Raw genomic sequence first — 19,563 nt, forward strand, 5'->3', positions numbered from 1 at the left:
ACTTGTTGATGCGAAAACTCACTTTGGCTACCTCAATCGCCACTGTTTTTGTCGGATTCTCGGCTTGGGCTGTACCACCCACGATTCAAATCAGCGAGTTACCCACTCTCCAGCAGGAAGCACAACATAAAGTTGCTAGCAAAAGAGTGACGGACTTATACACTCGTTCGCACTACCATAGATTTGCGCTAGATGACGCGTTTTCTGCGCAGATTTTTGACCGCTACCTACAGCAACTCGATTACCGCCGCAATGTGTTAACACAGGCGGATGTCGACAGCTTTAAGCCTTATACCAATCAGTTTGATGACATGCTGACTTCAGGCGAGCTTGAACCCGCATATAAGATGTTTGATGTGGTGCAAAAACGCCGTTATGAAGGTTTTGTCTATGCCTTGTCTCTGCTGGATAAAGAAATAGATTTCAGCGTGCCCGGTGATGCGTATGAATACGACCGAGATGATGCTGCTTGGCCAAAGGATCAGGCTGAAATTAACGAATTATGGCGTCAACGTGTTAAATATGATGCGCTTAATCTCAAATTGACGGGCAAGAAATGGCCTGAAATCGTTGATATTCTGCAAAAGCGTTACAACAACGCCATTAAACGTCTGACTCAAACCAACAGTGAAGACGTATTCCAAGGCGTGATGAATGCCTTCTCCCGCAGCATTGAGCCACACACTAGCTATCTTTCTCCACGTAATGCCGAGCGTTTCCAAATGGAAATGAACTTGAGCCTAGAGGGGATTGGGGCGCAGTTACAACTTGAAGATGATTACACTGTGATCAAGAGTTTAATCGCTGGCGGTCCTGCCGCAGGCAGTGAAAAGCTCTCTCCTGAGGATAAAATTGTCGGTGTCGGCCAAGAAGGTGGCGAGATTGTCGATGTGATCGGCTGGCGTTTAGACGATGTGGTCGATCTGATCAAAGGTCCTAAGGGCAGTAAGGTGGTTTTGCAAATTCTGCCAAAGAAGGGCGGTTCAAATGCTAAACCCTTCAATGTGACCTTAGTGCGTGACAAAATTCGCTTAGAAGATCGCGCCGCGACCTCTAAGGTGATCGAGCCTAAAGAAGGCGAATATGCGAATCGTAAGGTTGGCGTGATCCAAATTCCTGGTTTTTACATGAACTTGTCCCAGGATGTAGAAAAAGAGCTCGTTAAACTTAACGAAGCCAAAGTCGAAGGCATAGTCATCGATTTACGGGGTAATGGTGGCGGAGCCTTAACCGAAGCCGTATTACTGACGGGCCTCTTTATCGACATGGGTCCTGTAGTGCAAATTCGTGATGCCGATGGCCGCGTCTCTGCACACCGTGACAATGATGGTAAAACAAACTATTCAGGTCCCTTGACTGTGATGGTTGACCGCTATAGTGCTTCAGCCTCTGAGATTTTTGCCGCCGCATTGCAAGATTATGACCGTGCGCTAATTGTCGGTGAATCGAGCTTTGGTAAAGGCACAGTACAACAGCATAAGAGTCTTGGCCGTATCTACGATATGTATGAGAAGCCAATCGGCCATGTGCAATATACGATTCAGAAGTTTTATCGCATTAATGGCGGCAGCACTCAGATAAAGGGTGTCACCCCCAATATTGCTTACCCCAGTGCCTTAGAGCCGGGTGAGTACGGTGAAGCGGAAGAAAAGAATGCCTTGCCTTGGGATAAAGTCCCCATGGCACAATATGGCACGCTCAATGATATTACCCCTGAGTTAGTGACTAGCCTTGAAGCTAAGCACCTTAACCGGATCAAAAACAGTGTAGAGTTTGCTTATATCAATCAAGATATTGCAGACTTTAAAAAGCATCATAAAGAGAAGACGGTTTCTCTGGTTGAAAGTGAGCGTATCGCCTCCCGTGAAGCCGATGAGAAGAAAGTGCTCGATAGAACCAATGAACGTCGAGTGGCAAATGGTTTAGCCGCCGTTAAATCAATGGAAGACATTGAAGACGAGGCCGAATTACCGGATGCATTTTTAGATGAAACCGCTTTTATCACCTTAGATATGGTCGATGCTAAAAAGCTCGCCAAAACTAACGCACAATAGGCGATAATCGACTCGGTTTATCCCATTTAAAAACGCGCTTATGGCGCGTTTTTTCTTATTTAGATCAATGTTAAAGGGTTCGAAATGACACAAGCTCAAGCAAAATACTTAAAAGATTATCAAGCGCCTCATTTTACAATAGAAACCATCGATTTAGCCTTCAATTTGGCGGGTAAAGATACCCACGTGAAAGCCGTAAGTAAGGTCAAGCGCACGTCGGCCCACGCATTGCCACTGGTACTCAATGGCGATGATTTAGTCTTGCTTGCCGTTACCATTAATGGTGAAACTGTGCCTTATCAGGTGAGCCAAGGTCAGCTCCAGCTTGAGACAAACCTTGATGAATTTGAACTGACCATAGAGACACAACTCGACCCAGAGTCTAATTCAAGCCTTGAAGGCTTATATATGTCCGATGGTGCCTATTGCACGCAATGTGAGGCGGAGGGGTTTAGACGTATTACCTATTTCCTCGACCGTCCCGATGTGTTGGCAAAATATACTGTACGTATCGAGGCCAATAGGGCGGCATTCCCGTATTTATTGAGCAATGGCAATTTAATCGAACGGGGTGAATTACCCGAGGGACGTCATTATGTTTGCTGGCAGGATCCTTTCCCGAAACCCGCCTATTTGTTCGCCTTAGTTGCAGGGGATTTTGACCTGTTAGAAGATGAGTTTATCACCCGCAGTGACCGTAAAGTGTTACTACAAGTTTTTGTTGATAAAGGCAATTTACACAAAGCATCCCACGCAATGGCATCGCTCAAGAAGTCTATGGCTTGGGATGAGTCTCGCTTTGATCTCGAGTATGATCTTGATATTTATATGATAGTTGCCGTCGATTTCTTCAATATGGGAGCGATGGAAAACAAAGGCTTAAACATTTTCAATACTAAATATGTGCTGGCGGATACCGTAACGGCGACCGATGAGGATTATCACGGTATTGAGTCTGTGGTGGGCCATGAGTATTTCCACAATTGGACGGGTAACCGGGTGACCTGCCGTGATTGGTTTCAGTTAAGCTTGAAAGAAGGATTAACGGTATTTCGCGATCAAGAATTTAGTTCGGATTTAGGTTCGCGGGCAGTGAATCGAATTCACGCAATTAAAGTGATCAAGAATCAACAATTTGCTGAAGATTCAGGGCCTATGTCCCATCCGATCCGCCCAGAATCTGTGATTGAGATGAATAATTTTTATACGGTGACTGTGTATAACAAGGGCGCCGAAGTCATTCGCATGATGCACACTCTGCTCGGTGAAGCTAAGTTCCAGGCGGGAATGAAACTGTATTTTAAACGTTACGATGGCCAAGCGGTGACCTGCGATGATTTTGTGGCGGCCATGGAAGATGCCAGCGGCGTAGATTTAACCCAATTCCGTTTATGGTATAGCCAAGCAGGCACGCCGTCCGTAACCGCGACGGATAGTTTCGATGCGCAAACGGGCATCTATCAGCTGACGCTCAAACAAAGTTTAGCGAACTGTGCATCGCCGTTACATATTCCGTTCAGCATCGAACTCTTAGATGCGAAGGGCCAATCTTTAGTGAATCAAGTGCTCGACTTTACTCAAGCCGAACAGGTGTTTAGCTTTAAAGGATTAACCCATAAGCCGGTTATTTCTCTGCTGCAAGATTTCTCTGCCCCGGTAAAACTGCACTACGATTTTGAGGTTGATCAACTGGTTCACTTAATGCGTTTTGCAACGAGTGAAGTCGCCCGTTGGGAGGCTTCAGTGGTGCTTGTCAGCCAAGCCATTTGGCAAAACGTGGCCCATTTACAGCAACAACAAACGATGACACTCGATGAAAGAGTGCGGGATAGCTTTAAGGGAGTATTGCTGGATACTGAGCTTGACCCAGCCTTAATTGCTGAAATCCTAACGATACCGACGGCCTCAGCCTTAATTGAGCAGGCGGAAAGTGTCGATTTGGACGCCTTAGCATTGGCCCGGGAGTTTGTATTAACTGAACTGGCTTCGTATTGTGAAGATGAATTGGTTGCCTTGTACCGTACCTTAGTGGCCGTAGAGGGTACGCAGGCCCGCGCCCTTAAGAATCAATGTTTAAATTGGTTGAGCCGAGTATCGGCTGAAGCGGAAGATTTTGTGGTAAGCCAGTTTGAGCAGGCGGGTAATATGACCGACTCCCTAGGGGCATTAATGGCCGCGAATGTCGGTGATTTGTCCTGTCGCCATGACTTAATGCTGGCTTTTGAGCAGCGCTGGCATGATACGACATTAGTGATGGACAAGTGGTTTATGCTGCAGGCAACACGTGATGCCGATGATGTGATTGATACCCTGCGACAATTACAGCAGCACGGTAGCTTTAGCATGAGCAATCCTAACCGGGTTCGCGCTTTGATTGGCAGTTTTGCCGCGGGCAATATTTATCAATTTCACCGCGCCGATGGTAAAGGTTATGCTTTTTTAACTGAGAGCCTCATTACCTTGAATAAACTCAATCCGCAGGTCGCAGCGCGTATGGTGACCCCTTTGATCCAATTTGGGAAGTTTGATAAGGCGCGGCAATCGCAGATCAGGGCATGTTTGGGACAACTGTTAGCTTTACCTGAATTATCGAAAGATATGTATGAAAAAGTCTCAAAAGCCTTGGCTAACTAAGACTTGATAGAGGAGGGCGGCAGTGTTTGCCGCCTGAATATTCATGGAATTTTATTTTAAACTTACAATTAGTTATCAAGACTTTTTACCCTATTATCAGGGGCTCGCCGATAAGGTGGAAGTGCGTGAAAGTCAGGGGCGAATACTGTGGATCAATGGTCGACATTTCAGAGGTTTTTTAACTGAAAATGGTATTCATGGCCATTTTAAGTTGGTTATTGATGATAAAGGACAATTTGTTTCATTAAATCGTGTTTAGGGGTAATTGGGCTATTTTTTATTAGAGTAATTACTTTAAACGGTCGGCTGATTACTCATTTTAGCGGATGACATTTTCTTTATCATTATGTTAATGAAATATATGATTTTTTGATCTGTTTTTACCCTCACATCTTATCTTCTGCTTTTCTAATTTAAATATCCTCTGTGTTGCCTGTGACATAAATGTGTCTACGTGCTTAATTCTTTAGAAAATTTTCTCTAACTGTGCCTTGCTCATGGGGATTAATTGCTGTAACAATGATGTTACCTGTGAGCTAACAAGATGTTGGTTGTAATTCCTAAAACAAAGAATCCAGCAGGGTACGGAGAGCTAAAATGAAAATTGTTAAAAATAGTTTTAACAAGTCGGCGCTTGCTTTGGGGGTGGCGTCGGCATTGAGTTTATTGGTGGTGTCGAACGTTAATGCGGTCTCATTTGATTGGGGTGAGGTTGAAGGTACATTTGACTCAACTTGGACCGCTGGTGCGAGCTGGCGTGTTGGGGAGCGTGATTGGGAAGGTCAGATAGGTAAAGTTAACCAACCTCAGTTCGATTGGTCTAACTACTCTGCCTTTGGTAATACAAAATACACATCTGCGGAAATTTGGGCCCAACCCGGCTCTTATTCCAGTAATAACGATTTAAGTAACTTGCTTTATTCTCAAGGTGATACCACCTCTGAAATTATCAAAGGGTTACATGAACTCTCGTTAAAATACGAAAACTACGGCTTATTTGCCCGTGGTATGTATTTCTATGATCGCAAGTTAAACGATGGCAGTTATGACTTCAATGATCCCATAACGGGTGAAGAGTTTGACCCCTGCGCTGATAACCGCGCCTCAGAAGTGCAATGTAAAGATATCCGTTTGTTAGATGCCTTTGTCTACGCCAATTTCGATTTGAATGATGGCGCCAATCCACTCTCCATTCGTGTCGGTAATCAAGTGGTTTCCTGGGGGGAAAGTACCTTAATTGCCCACGGGATCAGTGAAATCAACGCGGTAGATTTGAACATTCTCAATGCCCCCGGCGCTGAATTAAAAGAAGCTTTCAGGCCCCAAGGCATGGTATGGGCATCCCTTGGGATCACAGAGTCATTATCGGTAGAGGCTTTCTATCAATATGATTGGGAACCGATTTGGGTGCCTACACCAGGTTCTATTTTTGCGACGAACGATTTTGCGGGCTTTGGTGGTTATAACCAAAATGCGCAGCTGGGTTTTAACGCAAACCCTGACATCAATTTAGACTTTGTGATCCAAGAATATGAGCGTTTAGCGGGCATGATCGCCAGCGGACAATCTATTCCAACGGCGCAGTTGGCGGCAATGGCCCTTGCTTATCCGACTAAAGTGACACTCGTGCAGGACGAAGAAGAGCCAAGCAATGACGGTCAATACGGTATTAAACTGGGGTATTACGCACCTGAGCTAGGTGAAACCGAGTTTGGTGTTTATTTTATGAATTACCATAGTCGCCGCCCACTGATCAGTGGTACTGCGGCGGACTTTAGCACGGGCGCACTCCTATCGGATCTCGCGACCGTTGGCCAAAATGCGGGTGATATCAATCGTGAATTGTTGTTGAGTCTAAAGAGTTTCTCTAAGGCGCAAATCGTCTATCCAGAAGATATTAAACTCTACGGCTTTAGCTTTAACACCTTAGTAGGTGACACTTCTGTTGCGGCCGAAATTGCCCATCGCCAAGATGAGCCATTGCAAATTGATGACGTAGAACTGCTATTTGCGGGTATGCCACAACAGCTAGCGAATGCGGGAATTCGCCCGGATCTCGATGGTATTTCACAGATTGATGGCGTTGATCCAGGTGAAACCGTCGATGGTTTTATCCGCCTTGATACCACTCAAGCGCAGGCGACTTTTACCCATTTATTTGGTCCAACCTTAGGTTTAGATAACTTGACTATGTTGGCGGAAGTCGGTGGTGTGTGGATCCATGATATGCCAGGTTTTGATGAACTGCGTTTAAATGGTCCAGGTACTTCTCGTTCTGGTGGTAATCCAGATATGCCAGGGATCATTCAGGCACTGCATAATGGCCCTGAAACTAACCCATTCCCAACGGATTTTGCTTGGGGCTACCGTTTAGTGGCAAAAGCCGAGTTTAACAACCTGTTTGCGGGTGTGAACATGGCGCCTCGAGTGATTTTCTCCCACGATGTTGACGGTATCACGCCAGACCCTATGTTCCTGTTCACTGAGGGACGTAAATCTGTCGCGCTAGGGGTGAACTTCGATTACCAAAACCGTTGGGGCGCAGATCTGTCCTATAACAGTTTCTTTGGCGGAGTCGGTACGACAAATGCGATGGCAGATCGTGATTATGTTTCATTCAATATCAAGTATTCGATCTAAAAGGACTAAAACAATGAAGAAACTGACGATATTGGCGAGTGCAGTCATGCTAGCACTCGTAGCCCCAGTCGCTATGGCTAAGGTGTCAGAGGCTGATGCGGCTAAACTTGGCAATGAGTTAACCCCATTAGGGGCGGAAAAAGCGGGCAATGCTGACGGCTCTATTCCGGCGTGGGATGGGGGTATCACTAAGCCTGTAGCAGGTTATACCAAGGGAATGCATCATCCAGATCCTTTCCCCGAGGATAAAATTGAATTTACCATTACCAATGCTAACAAGGCTCAATATAAGGACTTTTTGACTCCGGGTCAGATGAAATTATTTGAGCTTTACCCTGAAACCTACAAGATGAACGTGTATAAGACGCGCCGCAGCGCCTCTGTGCCACAGTTTGTCTATGATGCGACTAAAACTAACGCTACCCGTGCGGAATTAGTCGCTCAAGGTAACGGTATTTCCGGTGCGTCAATTGGTATCCCATTTCCGCTGCCGGCCAATGGTTTAGAGGCGATTTGGAACCATATTTTACGCTTCCGTGGTGTGGATGTTGAAACGTCTCGTAGTCAAGCTGCACCTACCGCGGATGGGGCTTATACCTTGGTTGAGACTGCGGAAGAAATTCGTTTCGAGTATTCTCGCCCAGAAATCACCTTAGATCAGTTAAAAGCCAGCAATACGCTGTTCTACTTTAAGCAAGTCGTGACGCAACCGGCACGTTTAGCGGGAACGGCATTGCTGGTGAAGGAGACCATGGATCAAGAGGCGCTTCCACGCCAAGCTTGGACTTACAACACGGGACAACGTCGCGTGCGTAAGGCACCAAACGTGGCTTTTGATACGCCGGGTACAGTGTCTGACGGCTTACGTACCACGGATGATTTCGATATGTTTAACGGCTCACCCGTGCGTTACAACTGGGAGTTAGTCGGTAAGAAAGAAATTTACATCCCGTACAACGACTACAAACTGCATTCAGACAAGTTGAAATATGACCAAATATTAAAACCAGGTCATCTCAATCCTGAATTTGTTCGCTGGGAAAAACACCGCGTATGGGAAGTGAAGGCGACGTTGAAAGACGGTATGCGCCATATTTACAAAACCCGCGTAATGTACCTAGACGAAGATTCATGGCAAGTCTCGATTGCCGATCTCTATGACAACCGCGATGAGTTATATCGAGTGGCGGTTGCCCATGGTATCAACTACTACGAGGTGCCCACACAATGGGATACCTTAGAAGTGTTCCATGATCTGCAATCTCGTCGCTATTTGGCCATGGGATTAGACAACCAGAGTGGTATGTATAACTTTGATGCCAAACTGAGTGAAGCGAACTTTACCCCCGACGCATTACGTCGTGAAGGTATTCGTTAATCAGCCACGGTAGTAGGGGCGCTTAGCGCCCCTCATTAGTTTAAGGAAGTTTGTATGTCGTTTCGCATCCTTCATAGTATTGCTGCGTTAGGTGCCGGTTGTTTATTGTCCCTCCCTTCGTTTTCTGCGGTGTCAGATACGCTTTCATCCCAAATTCAGCCCTTGGCCGCATCCTCTTTGGTGCTCGATATTGCCCATGCGGGTCAACACTTAGTCGCCGTTGGTGAACGTGGCCATGTACTCGTGCTCAATGACCACTGGCAGCAAGTGCCGACACCGACATCGGTGCAATTAACTAAAGTGTTTTTCCTCAACGAAAAACTCGGTTGGGCTGTGGGTCACGATGCGACCATAGTGCATACACAGGATGGCGGTCAGACTTGGACACTGCAGATGCAATCCTCTGAGATTGAAAAGCCTTTCCTCGATGTGCTGTTTCTAAATGAGCAGGAAGGCATGGCGATTGGCGCCTATGGCCTGTTTTATCGCACCCAAGATGGCGGTGCGACTTGGCAGGAAGAGTTCCACCAAGAGCTGCTGGCCGAGGAGGATGTCGCCTATTTAGCTGAGCTTAAAGACAGTGATCAGGCGGCATATTTAACGGAGCGGGCCTCCCTGTTGCCACACTTTAATCGTGTAGTGGCACTGAAAGATGGCCGACTGTTATTGGTAGGTGAATTGGGGCTCGTTGCCGTATCAGAGGATAAAGGGCTCAGTTTTACCCGTACTGCCTTTGATTATGATGGGTCAATGTTTAATGCCATTGAAACCCAAGATGCTGTGTATGTGATGGGGCTACGCGGGCACGTATTTAAGGCTGAACGCAGTTTAGCCCAGTGGACTGAAATTGAAATGCCAGTGCAATCCTCAATCAATGGTGCTATGGCCGTTTCGGATAATGCTTTGTATTTAGTCGGTAATGCGGGCATCGTCATCCAGTTAAATCAGGATGATAGCACCAGCATAGTGACCCGTCGCCAAGGGGAAAACTTAGTTTCAATTGCAAAGGATAATCAAGGGAATGTGTGGTTATCGGGCAGCCAAGGGCTGTTTATTCTTAAGCCATAAAACTTTAAAACAACAATAACAGGGCCGAGAAGATGTTAGAAAAACTGGTCAACGGATTTGAGTCATTTTTATTCCGCAATCGTGCATGGGTCGTGAGCATTTTTGTGCTGCTGACATTTTTTTTGGGCTATCAAGCCAGTCAGCTTAAAATGGATGCGGCTTTTATTAAAAATATTCCGCTTAATCATAGTTATATGCAAACCTACCTCAAGCATCAAAAGGATTTTGGTGGCGCGAACAGCATTATGGTGGCGGTTGAGGACACCAGCGGCAATATTTTTAATGCCAACTATTTTGATACCTTAAAAAATGTCCATGATCAGCTGTTTTTTATTCCCGGCGTAGAACGCTCACAGGTGAAATCGCTCTTTTCGCCTTCGACACGTTTTACTGAGGTGGTAGAAGATGGTTTCGCCGGGGGGCCTGTGATCCCCGCCGATTTTTCAACCACTCAAACTGGGTTGGATACGGTTCGGGATAACATCGAGAAAGCGGGGATTGTCGGGCGCTTAATCGCCAATGATTACAGTGCGGCTATGGTCTCTGCCCAGTTGATGGACTTCGATCCTCAGACGGGTAAACCCTTAGATACGATTGCCTTTGCGGCTCAATTGGAAAAAGAGCTTAGGGGCAAGTACGAAACTGACAAGGTTAAAATTCACATCATAGGTTTCGCTAAGATGGCGGGCGATGTGGCCGATGGCGCTAAGGGCGTGTTGTTATTTTTCGTGATCGCTATTTTGATCACCGCGGCTATGGTGTACCTCTTCTCTAAATCAGTCATTCTGACCGTTTTACCTTTAGTGTGTAGCTTAATTGCCGTGGTATGGCAGCTCGGCTTATTGACTGTGATTGGTTTTGGTCTCGATCCCATGTCGATTTTGGTGCCTTTTTTAGTGTTCGCCATTGGGGTGAGCCACGGGGTACAAATTATCAACGCGGTAAGGCGCCGTGTGATGGACGGACAAACCACTAAAGCGGCGGCGGCTTCGGCTTTTCGTAGTCTATTAGTGCCAGGCGGCGTGGCATTACTCTCTGATACCGTGGGTTTTATTACTCTGTTAGCTATCGATATCGGTATTATTCGCGAGTTAGCGATATCGGCATCCCTCGGCGTTGGAGTCATTATTTTCACTAACCTGGTCCTCTTACCCTTAGTGATTTCCTATACAGAACTGAACGTGGTTTCATCGGATAAGCCGACGGCTGAAGAAGTCCGCGTCGAGGCCATTTGGCGTTTTCTGGCCAAGTTTGCGACACCTAAATACGCTCTGGTAGTGATTGTGGCGACCATTGCCTTATATTTTGTGGGGCTGCAACAGGCCAACCAGATGAAGATCGGTGACTTGCAGGGCGGCGCGCCCGCATTACACCAAGATTCCCGCTATAACTTAGACACCTTCTTTATTACGGACCACTTTTCTATCACTACCGATGTGATGACTGTGATTGTGGAAGCGAGTCCAGAAGCCTGTACTTACCACGATGTACTGACTCAGATTGATGAGTTTGAATGGCGAGTGCGTAATACCCCAGGGATTGAATCGACGGTGAGCCTCGCTTCGGTGGCTAAAAAAGTGAATGCGGGCTTTAACGAAGGCAATCCAAGATGGGAGGTGTTACCCCGTACTACCGCGAGTTTAGTGCAGGCGATTGGCCAGATCCCAACGACATCAGGCTTGTTAAATGGCGATTGTTCTGTGATGCCTGTGTATCTGTTTATGAAGGACCATAAGGCAGAAACCATTGAAACTGTGGTGACTAAGGTCAAAGCTGTTGCCGCGCAAATGGATAACGATAAGCTGCAGTTCAAACTGGCATCGGGCCCTGTGGGCGTAATGGCCGCGACCAATGAGGCGGTGGCAGAAGCGCAGTTGCCTATGATGATCTATGTCTATGGCGCAGTATTTGTGCTGTGTTTAATCAGCTTTAAATCCTTTAAAGCCACAGTGGCGGTGATTATCCCCCTGTATGTGGTCTCGACTCTGGCACAAGCCTTGATGACTCTGCTTGATATTGGCTTAGCTGTCAGTACTTTACCTGTGATTGCTCTCGGTGTGGGTATTGGTGTGGACTATGGTATTTATATCCTGTCGACCATGTCTTCTAAGCTCTCTAACGGTATGCCAGTGCAACAGGCTTACTATGAGGCTTTAGTCGAACGGGGCAGTGCGGTGATTTTCACTGGCTTAACCTTAGCCATTGGTGTGAGCACTTGGTTTTTCTCGGCGCTCAAGTTCCAAATGGACATGGGGATCCTGCTCACCTTTATGTTTGTGGTAAATATGCTCGGTGCCATAATTATCCTGCCTGCGCTGGCAGCGGTATTTTGGCCTAAGGCTAAGTAAATAAGCTTAATGGGGAGTAATCACTCCCCATTTGTTTTGCATATAAAAGCTAATTTTTTGATTTTTTGCTCACGTGTTGCGCCATCTTTACGCTGTTGCTGGATTTACAGAGGATGTACCACTAAAATTTTCCTCGAAATACAGAGGATTTAGTAATAAACTTCGCGCGACGATCTAGATCACACTAATATTCTGCGATCGTTAAGCCGAAGCATCCAAATAATGAAAAAAAGCGCTGCCATAGACGCTTAAGGAAACAGCAACATGGCCTTGAAAGATGCAATGCCTTCAGTACTACTTGAAAATGTAGTCAGTTTAATTCACGCTAAAGTCCCTAATTCACAAGCCAAGCAAGTTGAACAGTTCGCGACCTGCCTTTACGCCCACATGTCGAAAGACGACCTCAATGCGCGTAACGATAGCGATTTGTACGGTGCCGTTCTCAGTTTATGGAACGCCTTAAATAAGACCCCTAAGGGTCAAACTCACCTAAGAGTATTTAACCCAAGTCAGTCAAAACACGGCTGGCAATCGACCCATTCGATCATCGAAGTCATCCAACCTGACATGCCATTCCTGGTAGATTCAGTTGGTATGGCACTGAATCGTATGGGTATTACTGCTCATATGATGTTGCATACACCACTGGCGATCGAACGTTCTGCAGCAGAAGTTACTAAGGTGACTTATCTGAACCAGAGCCCAGACAGTACTGAGCAAGTGGCGGTTTTCTTAATTGAAATTGACCGTCAAAGCAGCACAGTGGATATCAAAGCTCTGGAGCGCGAAATTCAATCCGTGCTCGCCGATGTTGCCGCCTCAGTCAATGACTGGGAAGCCATGTCCGCTAAATTGAGCGAAACCATTAAAGATTTGCCAAAGCGTCCGTTCCCCGGTGAAAAGCAAGAGTTAGAAGAAGCGATTAACTTCTTAACTTACTTGAATAATCATCATTTTACCTTACTGGGATACCGTCAATACGATCTAAAACGTGTTGAAGGCGATGTCGAGCTAGTGCCTAATCTTGCCTCTAGTTTAGGTTTGATGAACAAGCACCACAAAACACAACCAGAGCAAGGGTTGTTGTTATCTAGCTTCTCCGACAGTGCCCGTAAAGAAGCCCTAGATCACAGCTTACTGATCCTGACTAAGAGCAGTGCTAAGAGCCGCGTTCACCGTCCTGCCTATGTCGATTATATCGGCATCAAGCGTTTCGATAAGAAAGGCAATGTGGTGGGTGAAGACAGATTTATCGGTTTGTATGCGTCAAACGTGTATAACCGCAGCCCACGTGAGATCCCACTGCTGAACGAAAAAGTGCAGCGTGTGTTAGATCGTTCAGGCTTAACGCCACGTTCCCATGACTATAAAGCTCTGCTAAACATTCTTGAGAATTTACCGCGCGATGAGCTAATCCAAGCCAATGTGGACGATTTAGCCCACACGGCCCACGGTGTGCTCGAGATGCAAGACAGGGACAAGCTAAAACTCTTTGTTCGCAAAGATGGCTTTGGCCGTTTCTTATCCTGTTTAGTGTATGTTTCTAAGGATCGTTACAACACTAAACTTCGCCAAGATACCCAACGTATTCTGGCCCAGCATTTTAACAGCAAAGAAGATGTAGAGTTTACGACGTATTTCTCCGAGTCGACCCTGGCCCGTACTCACTACATAGTCAAAGTTGATAACAATAATATGGATGTAGATGTGGCTGCCATAGAAAATAATTTAATAGAAGCGGCACGTTCTTGGGAAGATAAGTTAAATACTGCGCTAAACAACGCCCTAGGCGAAGAAGCCGGTACTCATCTGATGAAGCGTTACGCTAACGCCTTTGAACAAAGTTATAAAGAAGACGTACTACCAAGCTCAGCCGTTGTTGATATGCAACAGCTCGAAGCGCTGGACGATGAACACAAGCTCGGCATGTTGTTCTATCAACCGCAGGAAGCGGCGCTGAACGACAACAAAGTGCGTTTAAAGCTATTCCATAAAGATGAGCCAATTCATCTTTCTGACGTACTGCCAATGTTAGAAAACTTTGGTCTGCGGGTGATCAACGAGCGCCCCTATGAAGTCACAACAACCGATGGTTCAACCTTCTGGATCTTAGACTTCTTGATGACAGTTAAAGTGGTCAACACTGACAACATCGCCGATAGCCAAGACAGATTCCAAACTGCACTTTCCCAAGTGTGGCAAAAGAAATTAGAGGATGACGGCTTTAACCGCATCATTCTGGCCTCTGGTTTAACTGGCCGTGAAGTGTCTGTACTGCGTGCTTACGCTAAGTACATGCGTCAAATCGATGCGACCTTCAGCCAAGCCTATATCGAAGAAACCTTCGGTCGTTACCCACAAATCGCCGATTTGTTGGTGAAGATGTTTATCCGTAAGTTCAATCCAAAACTCAAGACCCGTACGCTGGGCAAGTTTATGGAGCAGATCAATTTACGTTTAGACGAAGTATCGAGCCTAGATGATGACCGTATTATTCGTCGTTATTTAGACCTGATTAACGCGACGCTGCGTACCAACTTCTATCAGCTGGATGCCAAAGGCGAATCTAAGAGTTATATCTCGTTTAAATTCATGCCTTCGCTGATCCCTGAAATGCCACGCCCATTGCCGAAATTCGAAATCTTCGTTTATTCGCCACGGGTTGAAGGTGTGCATTTACGTTACGGTAAAGTGGCCCGTGGTGGTCTGCGTTGGTCGGATCGCCGTGAAGACTTCCGTACCGAAGTATTAGGTCTGGTAAAAGCCCAGCAAGTGAAAAACACCGTAATCGTGCCAGTGGGTGCCAAAGGTGGTTTCGTTTGTAAACAATTGCCGACCGAAGGCGGCCGTGAAGCTTTCTTCACCGAAGGTCAAGAATGCTACCGTATCTTTATCCGCGCCTTGCTCGATATTACCGATAACATTTTGAACGGTGAAATCGTCCATCCAGTGGATGTGGTGCGTCACGATGAAGATGACCCCTATTTAGTGGTTGCGGCCGATAAAGGTACAGCGACATTCTCCGATATCGCGAACTCGATTTCCCTTGAATACCGTTTCTGGCTGGGTGATGCATTTGCATCGGGCGGCAGTAACGGTTATGACCATAAGAAAATGGGCATCACCGCTAGAGGTGGTTGGGAGTCGGTTAAACGTCACTTCCGCGAAGTGGGTATCGATTGTCAAACCACAGACTTTACCTGTTTAGGTATAGGTGACATGGCGGGCGACGTATTCGGTAACGGTATGTTGTTGTCTAAGCACACTAAACTGATTGCAGCCTTTAACCATATGCATATCTTTATCGATCCAAATCCAGATACGGCATTAAGTTATGATGAACGGGCGCGTTTATTCGCACTGCCACGTTCAAGCTGGGAAGATTACAACAGCAAGTTGATTTCTAAGGGCGGTGGGGTTTTCCTGCGTTCATCTAAATCAATCCCGCTATCGGCAGAAATGAAGCAAATGTTGGCCACAGAGAAAACCTCTATGACCCCAACTGAGCTGATGAAAGAACTGCTGAAAATGCCAGTGGATCTGATCTGGAACGGCGGTATCGGTACTTATGTTAAGTCATCCCGTGAAACCCACGCTGAAGTTGGCGATCGCGCTAATGATGCGCTGCGGGTTAACGGCGGCGAACTGCGCGCTAAGATAGTCGGCGAGGGCGGTAACTTAGGTTGTACTCAGTTAGGTCGTATCGAATATGCATCTAACGGCGGTCGTATCAACACTGACTTCGTGGATAACGTGGGTGGTGTGGACTGTTCAGACAACGAAGTGAACATCAAGATTTTGCTGAACGCTATGGTGACTGAAGGTGAACTGACGCTTAAGCAGCGTAACCGTTTACTGGAAGAAATGACCGAAGAAGTTGGCCAAATCGTACTGCAAGACTGTAAAGATCAAACTCGTACTATCTCTGTCACCCAAGTACGCGGTGCTGAGCAGTTAAAAGAGCAGATCCGCTTTATCCAGTATCTGGAAAAAGAAGGCAAGTTAGACAGAGCGTTAGAGTTTTTACCCTCTGAGGAAGAACTGGCCGAGCGCTTAGCCAGTGGTCGCGCGTTAACACGCCCTGAGCTATCTGTGCTGGTTGCCTACGCGAAGATGGTGCTGAAAGAGCAGTTAGTGACGCCAGAAATCACTGAAGATACGCTATTAAGCCAATTGCTCATCGCCTATTTCCCGAAAAAACTTCAGGAAAAATACAGTGACAGAATGGCGACTCACCCACTGCGCGGCGAAATCATTGCGACCTCACTCGCCAATGAACTCGTTAACGACATGGGGCTGAACTTCGTTCAACGTATGCAAGATGAGACTGGTGCCTCAGTTGCCGATGCGGCGATTTGTTACACTATGGCTCGCGAAGTATTTGGTTTAGCTGAATTAACTAAATCGATCACTGACTTAAACGGTATCGTACCTGCTGTGGTTCAAGGTGAGATGTTGCACCAGTTACGCCGCAATATGCGTCGTGCTTGTCGCTGGTTCCTGCGTCACCGTAACCGCACTTGGAGCATCGAGCAGACGGTTGCCTTCTTCAAACCTGTATTTGAACAGATAAAAGCGAATGTTCATTTATATCTGGTAGAAGATGAAGCTAAAGGTATCCAATCTGAGATCAATGCCTTGATCAGAGAGAATGTACCGCAGGATGTTGCGACCGTTGTGGCTAATATGAGTACCTTGTTCTCAGCCTTAGACATAGCACAAATTGCCCAAGCAGAAGGTAAGACAGTGGCATTAGTTGCCGAAACTTACTTCAAACTCGGCGCCCGCGTTGAGCTGCACTGGTTCTTAGAACAGATCAGCGCTCAACCTGTGGCGAACCATTGGCAAGCACTGGCCCGTGCCGCCTTTAGAGAAGAGTTAGATTGGCAACAACGTGCATTAAGTTCAGTGGTGCTAAGAACCTGCAGTGAATCCTGTGATGCCGAAAGCGTGATTTCTCAGTGGATTGAGATCAATCAAGGCTTATTGGAAAGATGGTTCCACATGCTAGCTGACTTCAAAACGTCGCAAAGCCATGAGTTTGCTAAGTTCTCTGTCGCCCTACGTGAACTTAATCTTCTGATCCTTCACTGCGAAGGCCAAAAGTAAACTTTTATAATAATCAGAAGCCCTGGCGATCGCCGGGGCTTTTTTTAGGTCGAGGAAAGTACATGTTTTATAAAATCGCACAGAAAGTCATGTTTCAGATGGATCCTGAGCGAGCTCACAATCTTGCTATAGGCAGTTTAAAAATGACTGCCAATAGTCCATTAACCTGCCTGTATGGACAAACGATTGCCCCCGCCCCCGTAAACTTTATGGGGCTGACCTTTCCAAATCCTGTTGGCTTAGCGGCGGGTATGGACAAGGATGGCGAATCGATTGATGCCTTTCATGCGATGGGATTTGGCCATGTCGAAGTGGGCACTGTTACCCCAAGGCCACAACCCGGTAATGATTTGCCCCGCTTATTTAGATTAAAACCCGCCAAAGGCATTATCAATCGCATGGGTTTTAATAACAAAGGTGTCGATAATTTAGTTAAAAACCTGCTCGCCAAGAAGACGAATATAATGGTCGGCGTCAATATTGGTAAAAATAAAGACACGCCAGTAGAGCAAGGTAAGGACGATTATTTGATCTGCATGGATAAAGTTTATCCCCATGCGGCGTATATTGCGGTGAATATTTCATCACCCAATACCCCAGGATTGCGATCGCTGCAATATGGCGATCTATTAGATGAATTATTAAGCGCCATTAAAACCAAGCAACTTGAGCTTGCTGAAAAGCATAAAAAGTATGTGCCTATAGCGCTTAAAATTGCACCAGATTTAACCAGTGAAGAAATTGAGAATATTGCTCAGGCTCTGATTAAAAACAAATTTGATGGCGCAATTGCGACCAATACCACCTTAACCCGTGATGGTGTTAGTGGTCTTGCGAATGCCAATGAAAGCGGCGGCTTAAGCGGTAAACCTTTGACTGAGCTGTCGACGAAAGTGATCAAGCAGTTAGCGACATGCTTGAAAGGACAGATCCCGATCATCGGCGTAGGCGGTATTAATAGTGCCGAGGATGCCTTGGCCAAATTTGATGCGGGTGCCACTATGGTACAGATTTATTCTGGTTTTATTTATCAAGGTCCAAAGTTAATTAAAGAAATTGTAGAAGCCTACCGATTAAAATAATGATCTTAAGATCAATATAGAGATCTAAAATAAGATCTTTTTAAATAACTGCGATCTAAAACGATCTTTAGATCGCAGTTAAGATCAAGGAATAGATCTACTAAGCTGTTGTTAAATAATTTGTATTTTATTATTTTTATTTTGATATTGAATAAAATATCTACTATTATGTCCCAGTGTTCAAATACTGGGTAAACGTTATGTTATTAATGCCGCAAAAGGATTGGCAATGGAAATATAACGATTCGTATGGTGTATTAGGCGTATCGTTAGGTTCCGAGATAGAATTTCTGACGGCTTATAAAGCAAAATCATTAATTCCTGATGCCTTATCGAGGATGGAATTTAATATCGCGCACGCCAAATTCTATATGAGCCTACTCGAAAAGTTGCCTAAAACCCTCTCTTTAACCGATGCCGCCATTGTGCAAATTGCCCTCAATGCCACCGCAGCCCATTTTATGCTGACACCACAAATGCCAAAATCTTGGTTTTTTGATACCAGCGATGTCTGTGTTTATAGCGATGTGGGTAAAGTATTTGAGCTTAAATGCCAAAAGCAAAGGGCACTCGTGCTTGTGGTTGAAAATACCCTGCAATCGGCCTTAGTGATGTTATTATCGCCCGAATGTGTTTTATCCGGTGCTAAAACCATGGTGCAGTTTGAAACCATTAAAGTGATGCATAACCGCTTACACCCACTACGTGCACAGCGCCATGTGGTTGCGGCATAATGTGGTTGCAGCAATAGTCATCATTGGTTTTTTGATATTAACCATTTACCGATAATTCGTGAGTCTTAGTTTTCTCTATTTGGCCCTGCTTTTAGTATTAAAATCACTGCGCAGTCTGGATTGCCATGGTATTAACTCGTCGACTCGCAGCGAGTCCATCCTTGGATGCTCGACCGCCCCATCTGATGTGAAAGGATTCACGAATGCCGCGATGGCATGGACGCCAAAGAGCGGCCATGGGGCGGACGGTCGTCTCGCCAACCACCATGGCGCACCTTTCAGAATTTGCGTAGTCTGTAGATGCAAAAGATTAAAGATTAGATTTAACTGTGGTTGCTTTGATTTTTAGTGTTGTCTGTGTAGCGCTAAAAGCAAAAAAGTTATGGGTGTCCGGTCTTTCTATAATGTCCACAATTGATAAGTTAGATAAGTATTCTGCAGCGGCAACAAAGAACTTTATTAAGCCCAAAACATAACAAATAAGGATAGGCCGCGCATAGCCGCGACCTTATCCCA

At 45.9% G+C, this 19,563-nt stretch carries 10 protein-coding genes and 1 pseudogene; 10 read left to right on the forward strand and 1 reads right to left on the reverse strand.

Annotated elements, in window-relative coordinates:
• Positions 1-8 precede the first annotated feature (8 nt).
• From prc to MJO46_RS01150, 10 genes are all read left to right on the forward strand, one after another.
• Positions 9-2,054 (forward strand): carboxy terminal-processing peptidase, encoded by a 2,046-nt coding sequence (gene prc, locus MJO46_RS01105; RefSeq protein WP_253987738.1) that lies wholly within the window; start codon positions 9-11, stop codon positions 2,052-2,054.
• 84 nt (positions 2,055-2,138) lie between these two features.
• A complete protein-coding gene (pepN, locus tag MJO46_RS01110; protein WP_253987739.1) occupies positions 2,139-4,688 on the forward strand; it encodes an aminopeptidase N in 2,550 nt (849 codons plus the stop codon).
• Positions 4,689-4,731: 43 nt separating this feature from the next.
• Positions 4,732-4,947: a DUF2835 domain-containing protein gene (locus MJO46_RS01115; RefSeq protein WP_198780148.1), complete on the forward strand. Its 216-nt coding sequence runs from the start codon at positions 4,732-4,734 to the stop codon at positions 4,945-4,947.
• 338 nt (positions 4,948-5,285) lie between these two features.
• The gene (locus MJO46_RS01120; protein ID WP_253987740.1) at positions 5,286-7,328 is read left to right on the forward strand and encodes a DUF1302 domain-containing protein; all 2,043 of its coding nucleotides are present in this window, start codon (positions 5,286-5,288) and stop codon (positions 7,326-7,328) included.
• Positions 7,329-7,341: 13 nt separating this feature from the next.
• Positions 7,342-8,706 (forward strand): DUF1329 domain-containing protein, encoded by a 1,365-nt coding sequence (locus tag MJO46_RS01125; protein ID WP_253987741.1) that lies wholly within the window; start codon positions 7,342-7,344, stop codon positions 8,704-8,706.
• A gap of 54 nt (positions 8,707-8,760) precedes the next feature.
• On the forward strand, positions 8,761-9,774 hold the full coding sequence (locus tag MJO46_RS01130; protein WP_253987742.1) for a YCF48-related protein: 1,014 nt from the start codon (positions 8,761-8,763) through the stop codon (positions 9,772-9,774).
• A 32-nt stretch (positions 9,775-9,806) separates the two neighbouring features.
• Entirely contained in the window at positions 9,807-12,122 is a 2,316-nt protein-coding gene (locus MJO46_RS01135; protein ID WP_253987743.1) for an RND family transporter, read from the forward strand.
• 264 nt (positions 12,123-12,386) lie between these two features.
• Positions 12,387-17,231, forward strand: a complete 4,845-nt coding sequence (locus MJO46_RS01140) for an NAD-glutamate dehydrogenase (RefSeq protein ID WP_253987744.1) — start codon at positions 12,387-12,389, stop codon at positions 17,229-17,231.
• A 62-nt stretch (positions 17,232-17,293) separates the two neighbouring features.
• Complete coding sequence (pyrD, locus tag MJO46_RS01145) at positions 17,294-18,313, forward strand: quinone-dependent dihydroorotate dehydrogenase (RefSeq protein ID WP_253987745.1); 1,020 nt, start codon at positions 17,294-17,296, stop codon at positions 18,311-18,313.
• 200 nt (positions 18,314-18,513) lie between these two features.
• Positions 18,514-19,047, forward strand: a complete 534-nt coding sequence (locus tag MJO46_RS01150) for a cell division protein ZapC (protein ID WP_253987746.1) — start codon at positions 18,514-18,516, stop codon at positions 19,045-19,047.
• A gap of 75 nt (positions 19,048-19,122) precedes the next feature.
• Here the strand turns inward: MJO46_RS01150 and MJO46_RS01155 are convergent.
• A pseudogene (locus MJO46_RS01155) lies at positions 19,123-19,315 on the reverse strand (hypothetical protein).
• Between the last annotated feature and the right edge of the window lie 248 nt (positions 19,316-19,563).

This window comes from Shewanella sp. KJ2020 (genome assembly GCF_024197625.1).
GTDB lineage: Bacteria > Pseudomonadota > Gammaproteobacteria > Enterobacterales > Shewanellaceae > Shewanella.

Bases quoted from the DNA above. Each gene is read 5' to 3' on its own strand.
- MJO46_RS01150 (WP_253987746.1), top strand. From the start codon at position 18,514: ATGTTATTAATGCCGCAAAAGGATTGGCAATGGAAATATAACGATTCG.
- MJO46_RS01140 (WP_253987744.1), top strand. From the start codon at position 12,387: ATGGCCTTGAAAGATGCAATGCCTTCAGTACTACTTGAAAATGTAGTC.
- pepN (WP_253987739.1), top strand. From the start codon at position 2,139: ATGACACAAGCTCAAGCAAAATACTTAAAAGATTATCAAGCGCCTCAT.
- MJO46_RS01135 (WP_253987743.1), top strand. From the start codon at position 9,807: ATGTTAGAAAAACTGGTCAACGGATTTGAGTCATTTTTATTCCGCAAT.
- MJO46_RS01125 (WP_253987741.1), top strand. From the start codon at position 7,342: ATGAAGAAACTGACGATATTGGCGAGTGCAGTCATGCTAGCACTCGTA.
- MJO46_RS01120 (WP_253987740.1), top strand. From the start codon at position 5,286: ATGAAAATTGTTAAAAATAGTTTTAACAAGTCGGCGCTTGCTTTGGGG.
- MJO46_RS01130 (WP_253987742.1), top strand. From the start codon at position 8,761: ATGTCGTTTCGCATCCTTCATAGTATTGCTGCGTTAGGTGCCGGTTGT.
- prc (WP_253987738.1), top strand. From the start codon at position 9: ATGCGAAAACTCACTTTGGCTACCTCAATCGCCACTGTTTTTGTCGGA.
- MJO46_RS01115 (WP_198780148.1), top strand. From the start codon at position 4,732: ATGGAATTTTATTTTAAACTTACAATTAGTTATCAAGACTTTTTACCC.
- pyrD (WP_253987745.1), top strand. From the start codon at position 17,294: ATGTTTTATAAAATCGCACAGAAAGTCATGTTTCAGATGGATCCTGAG.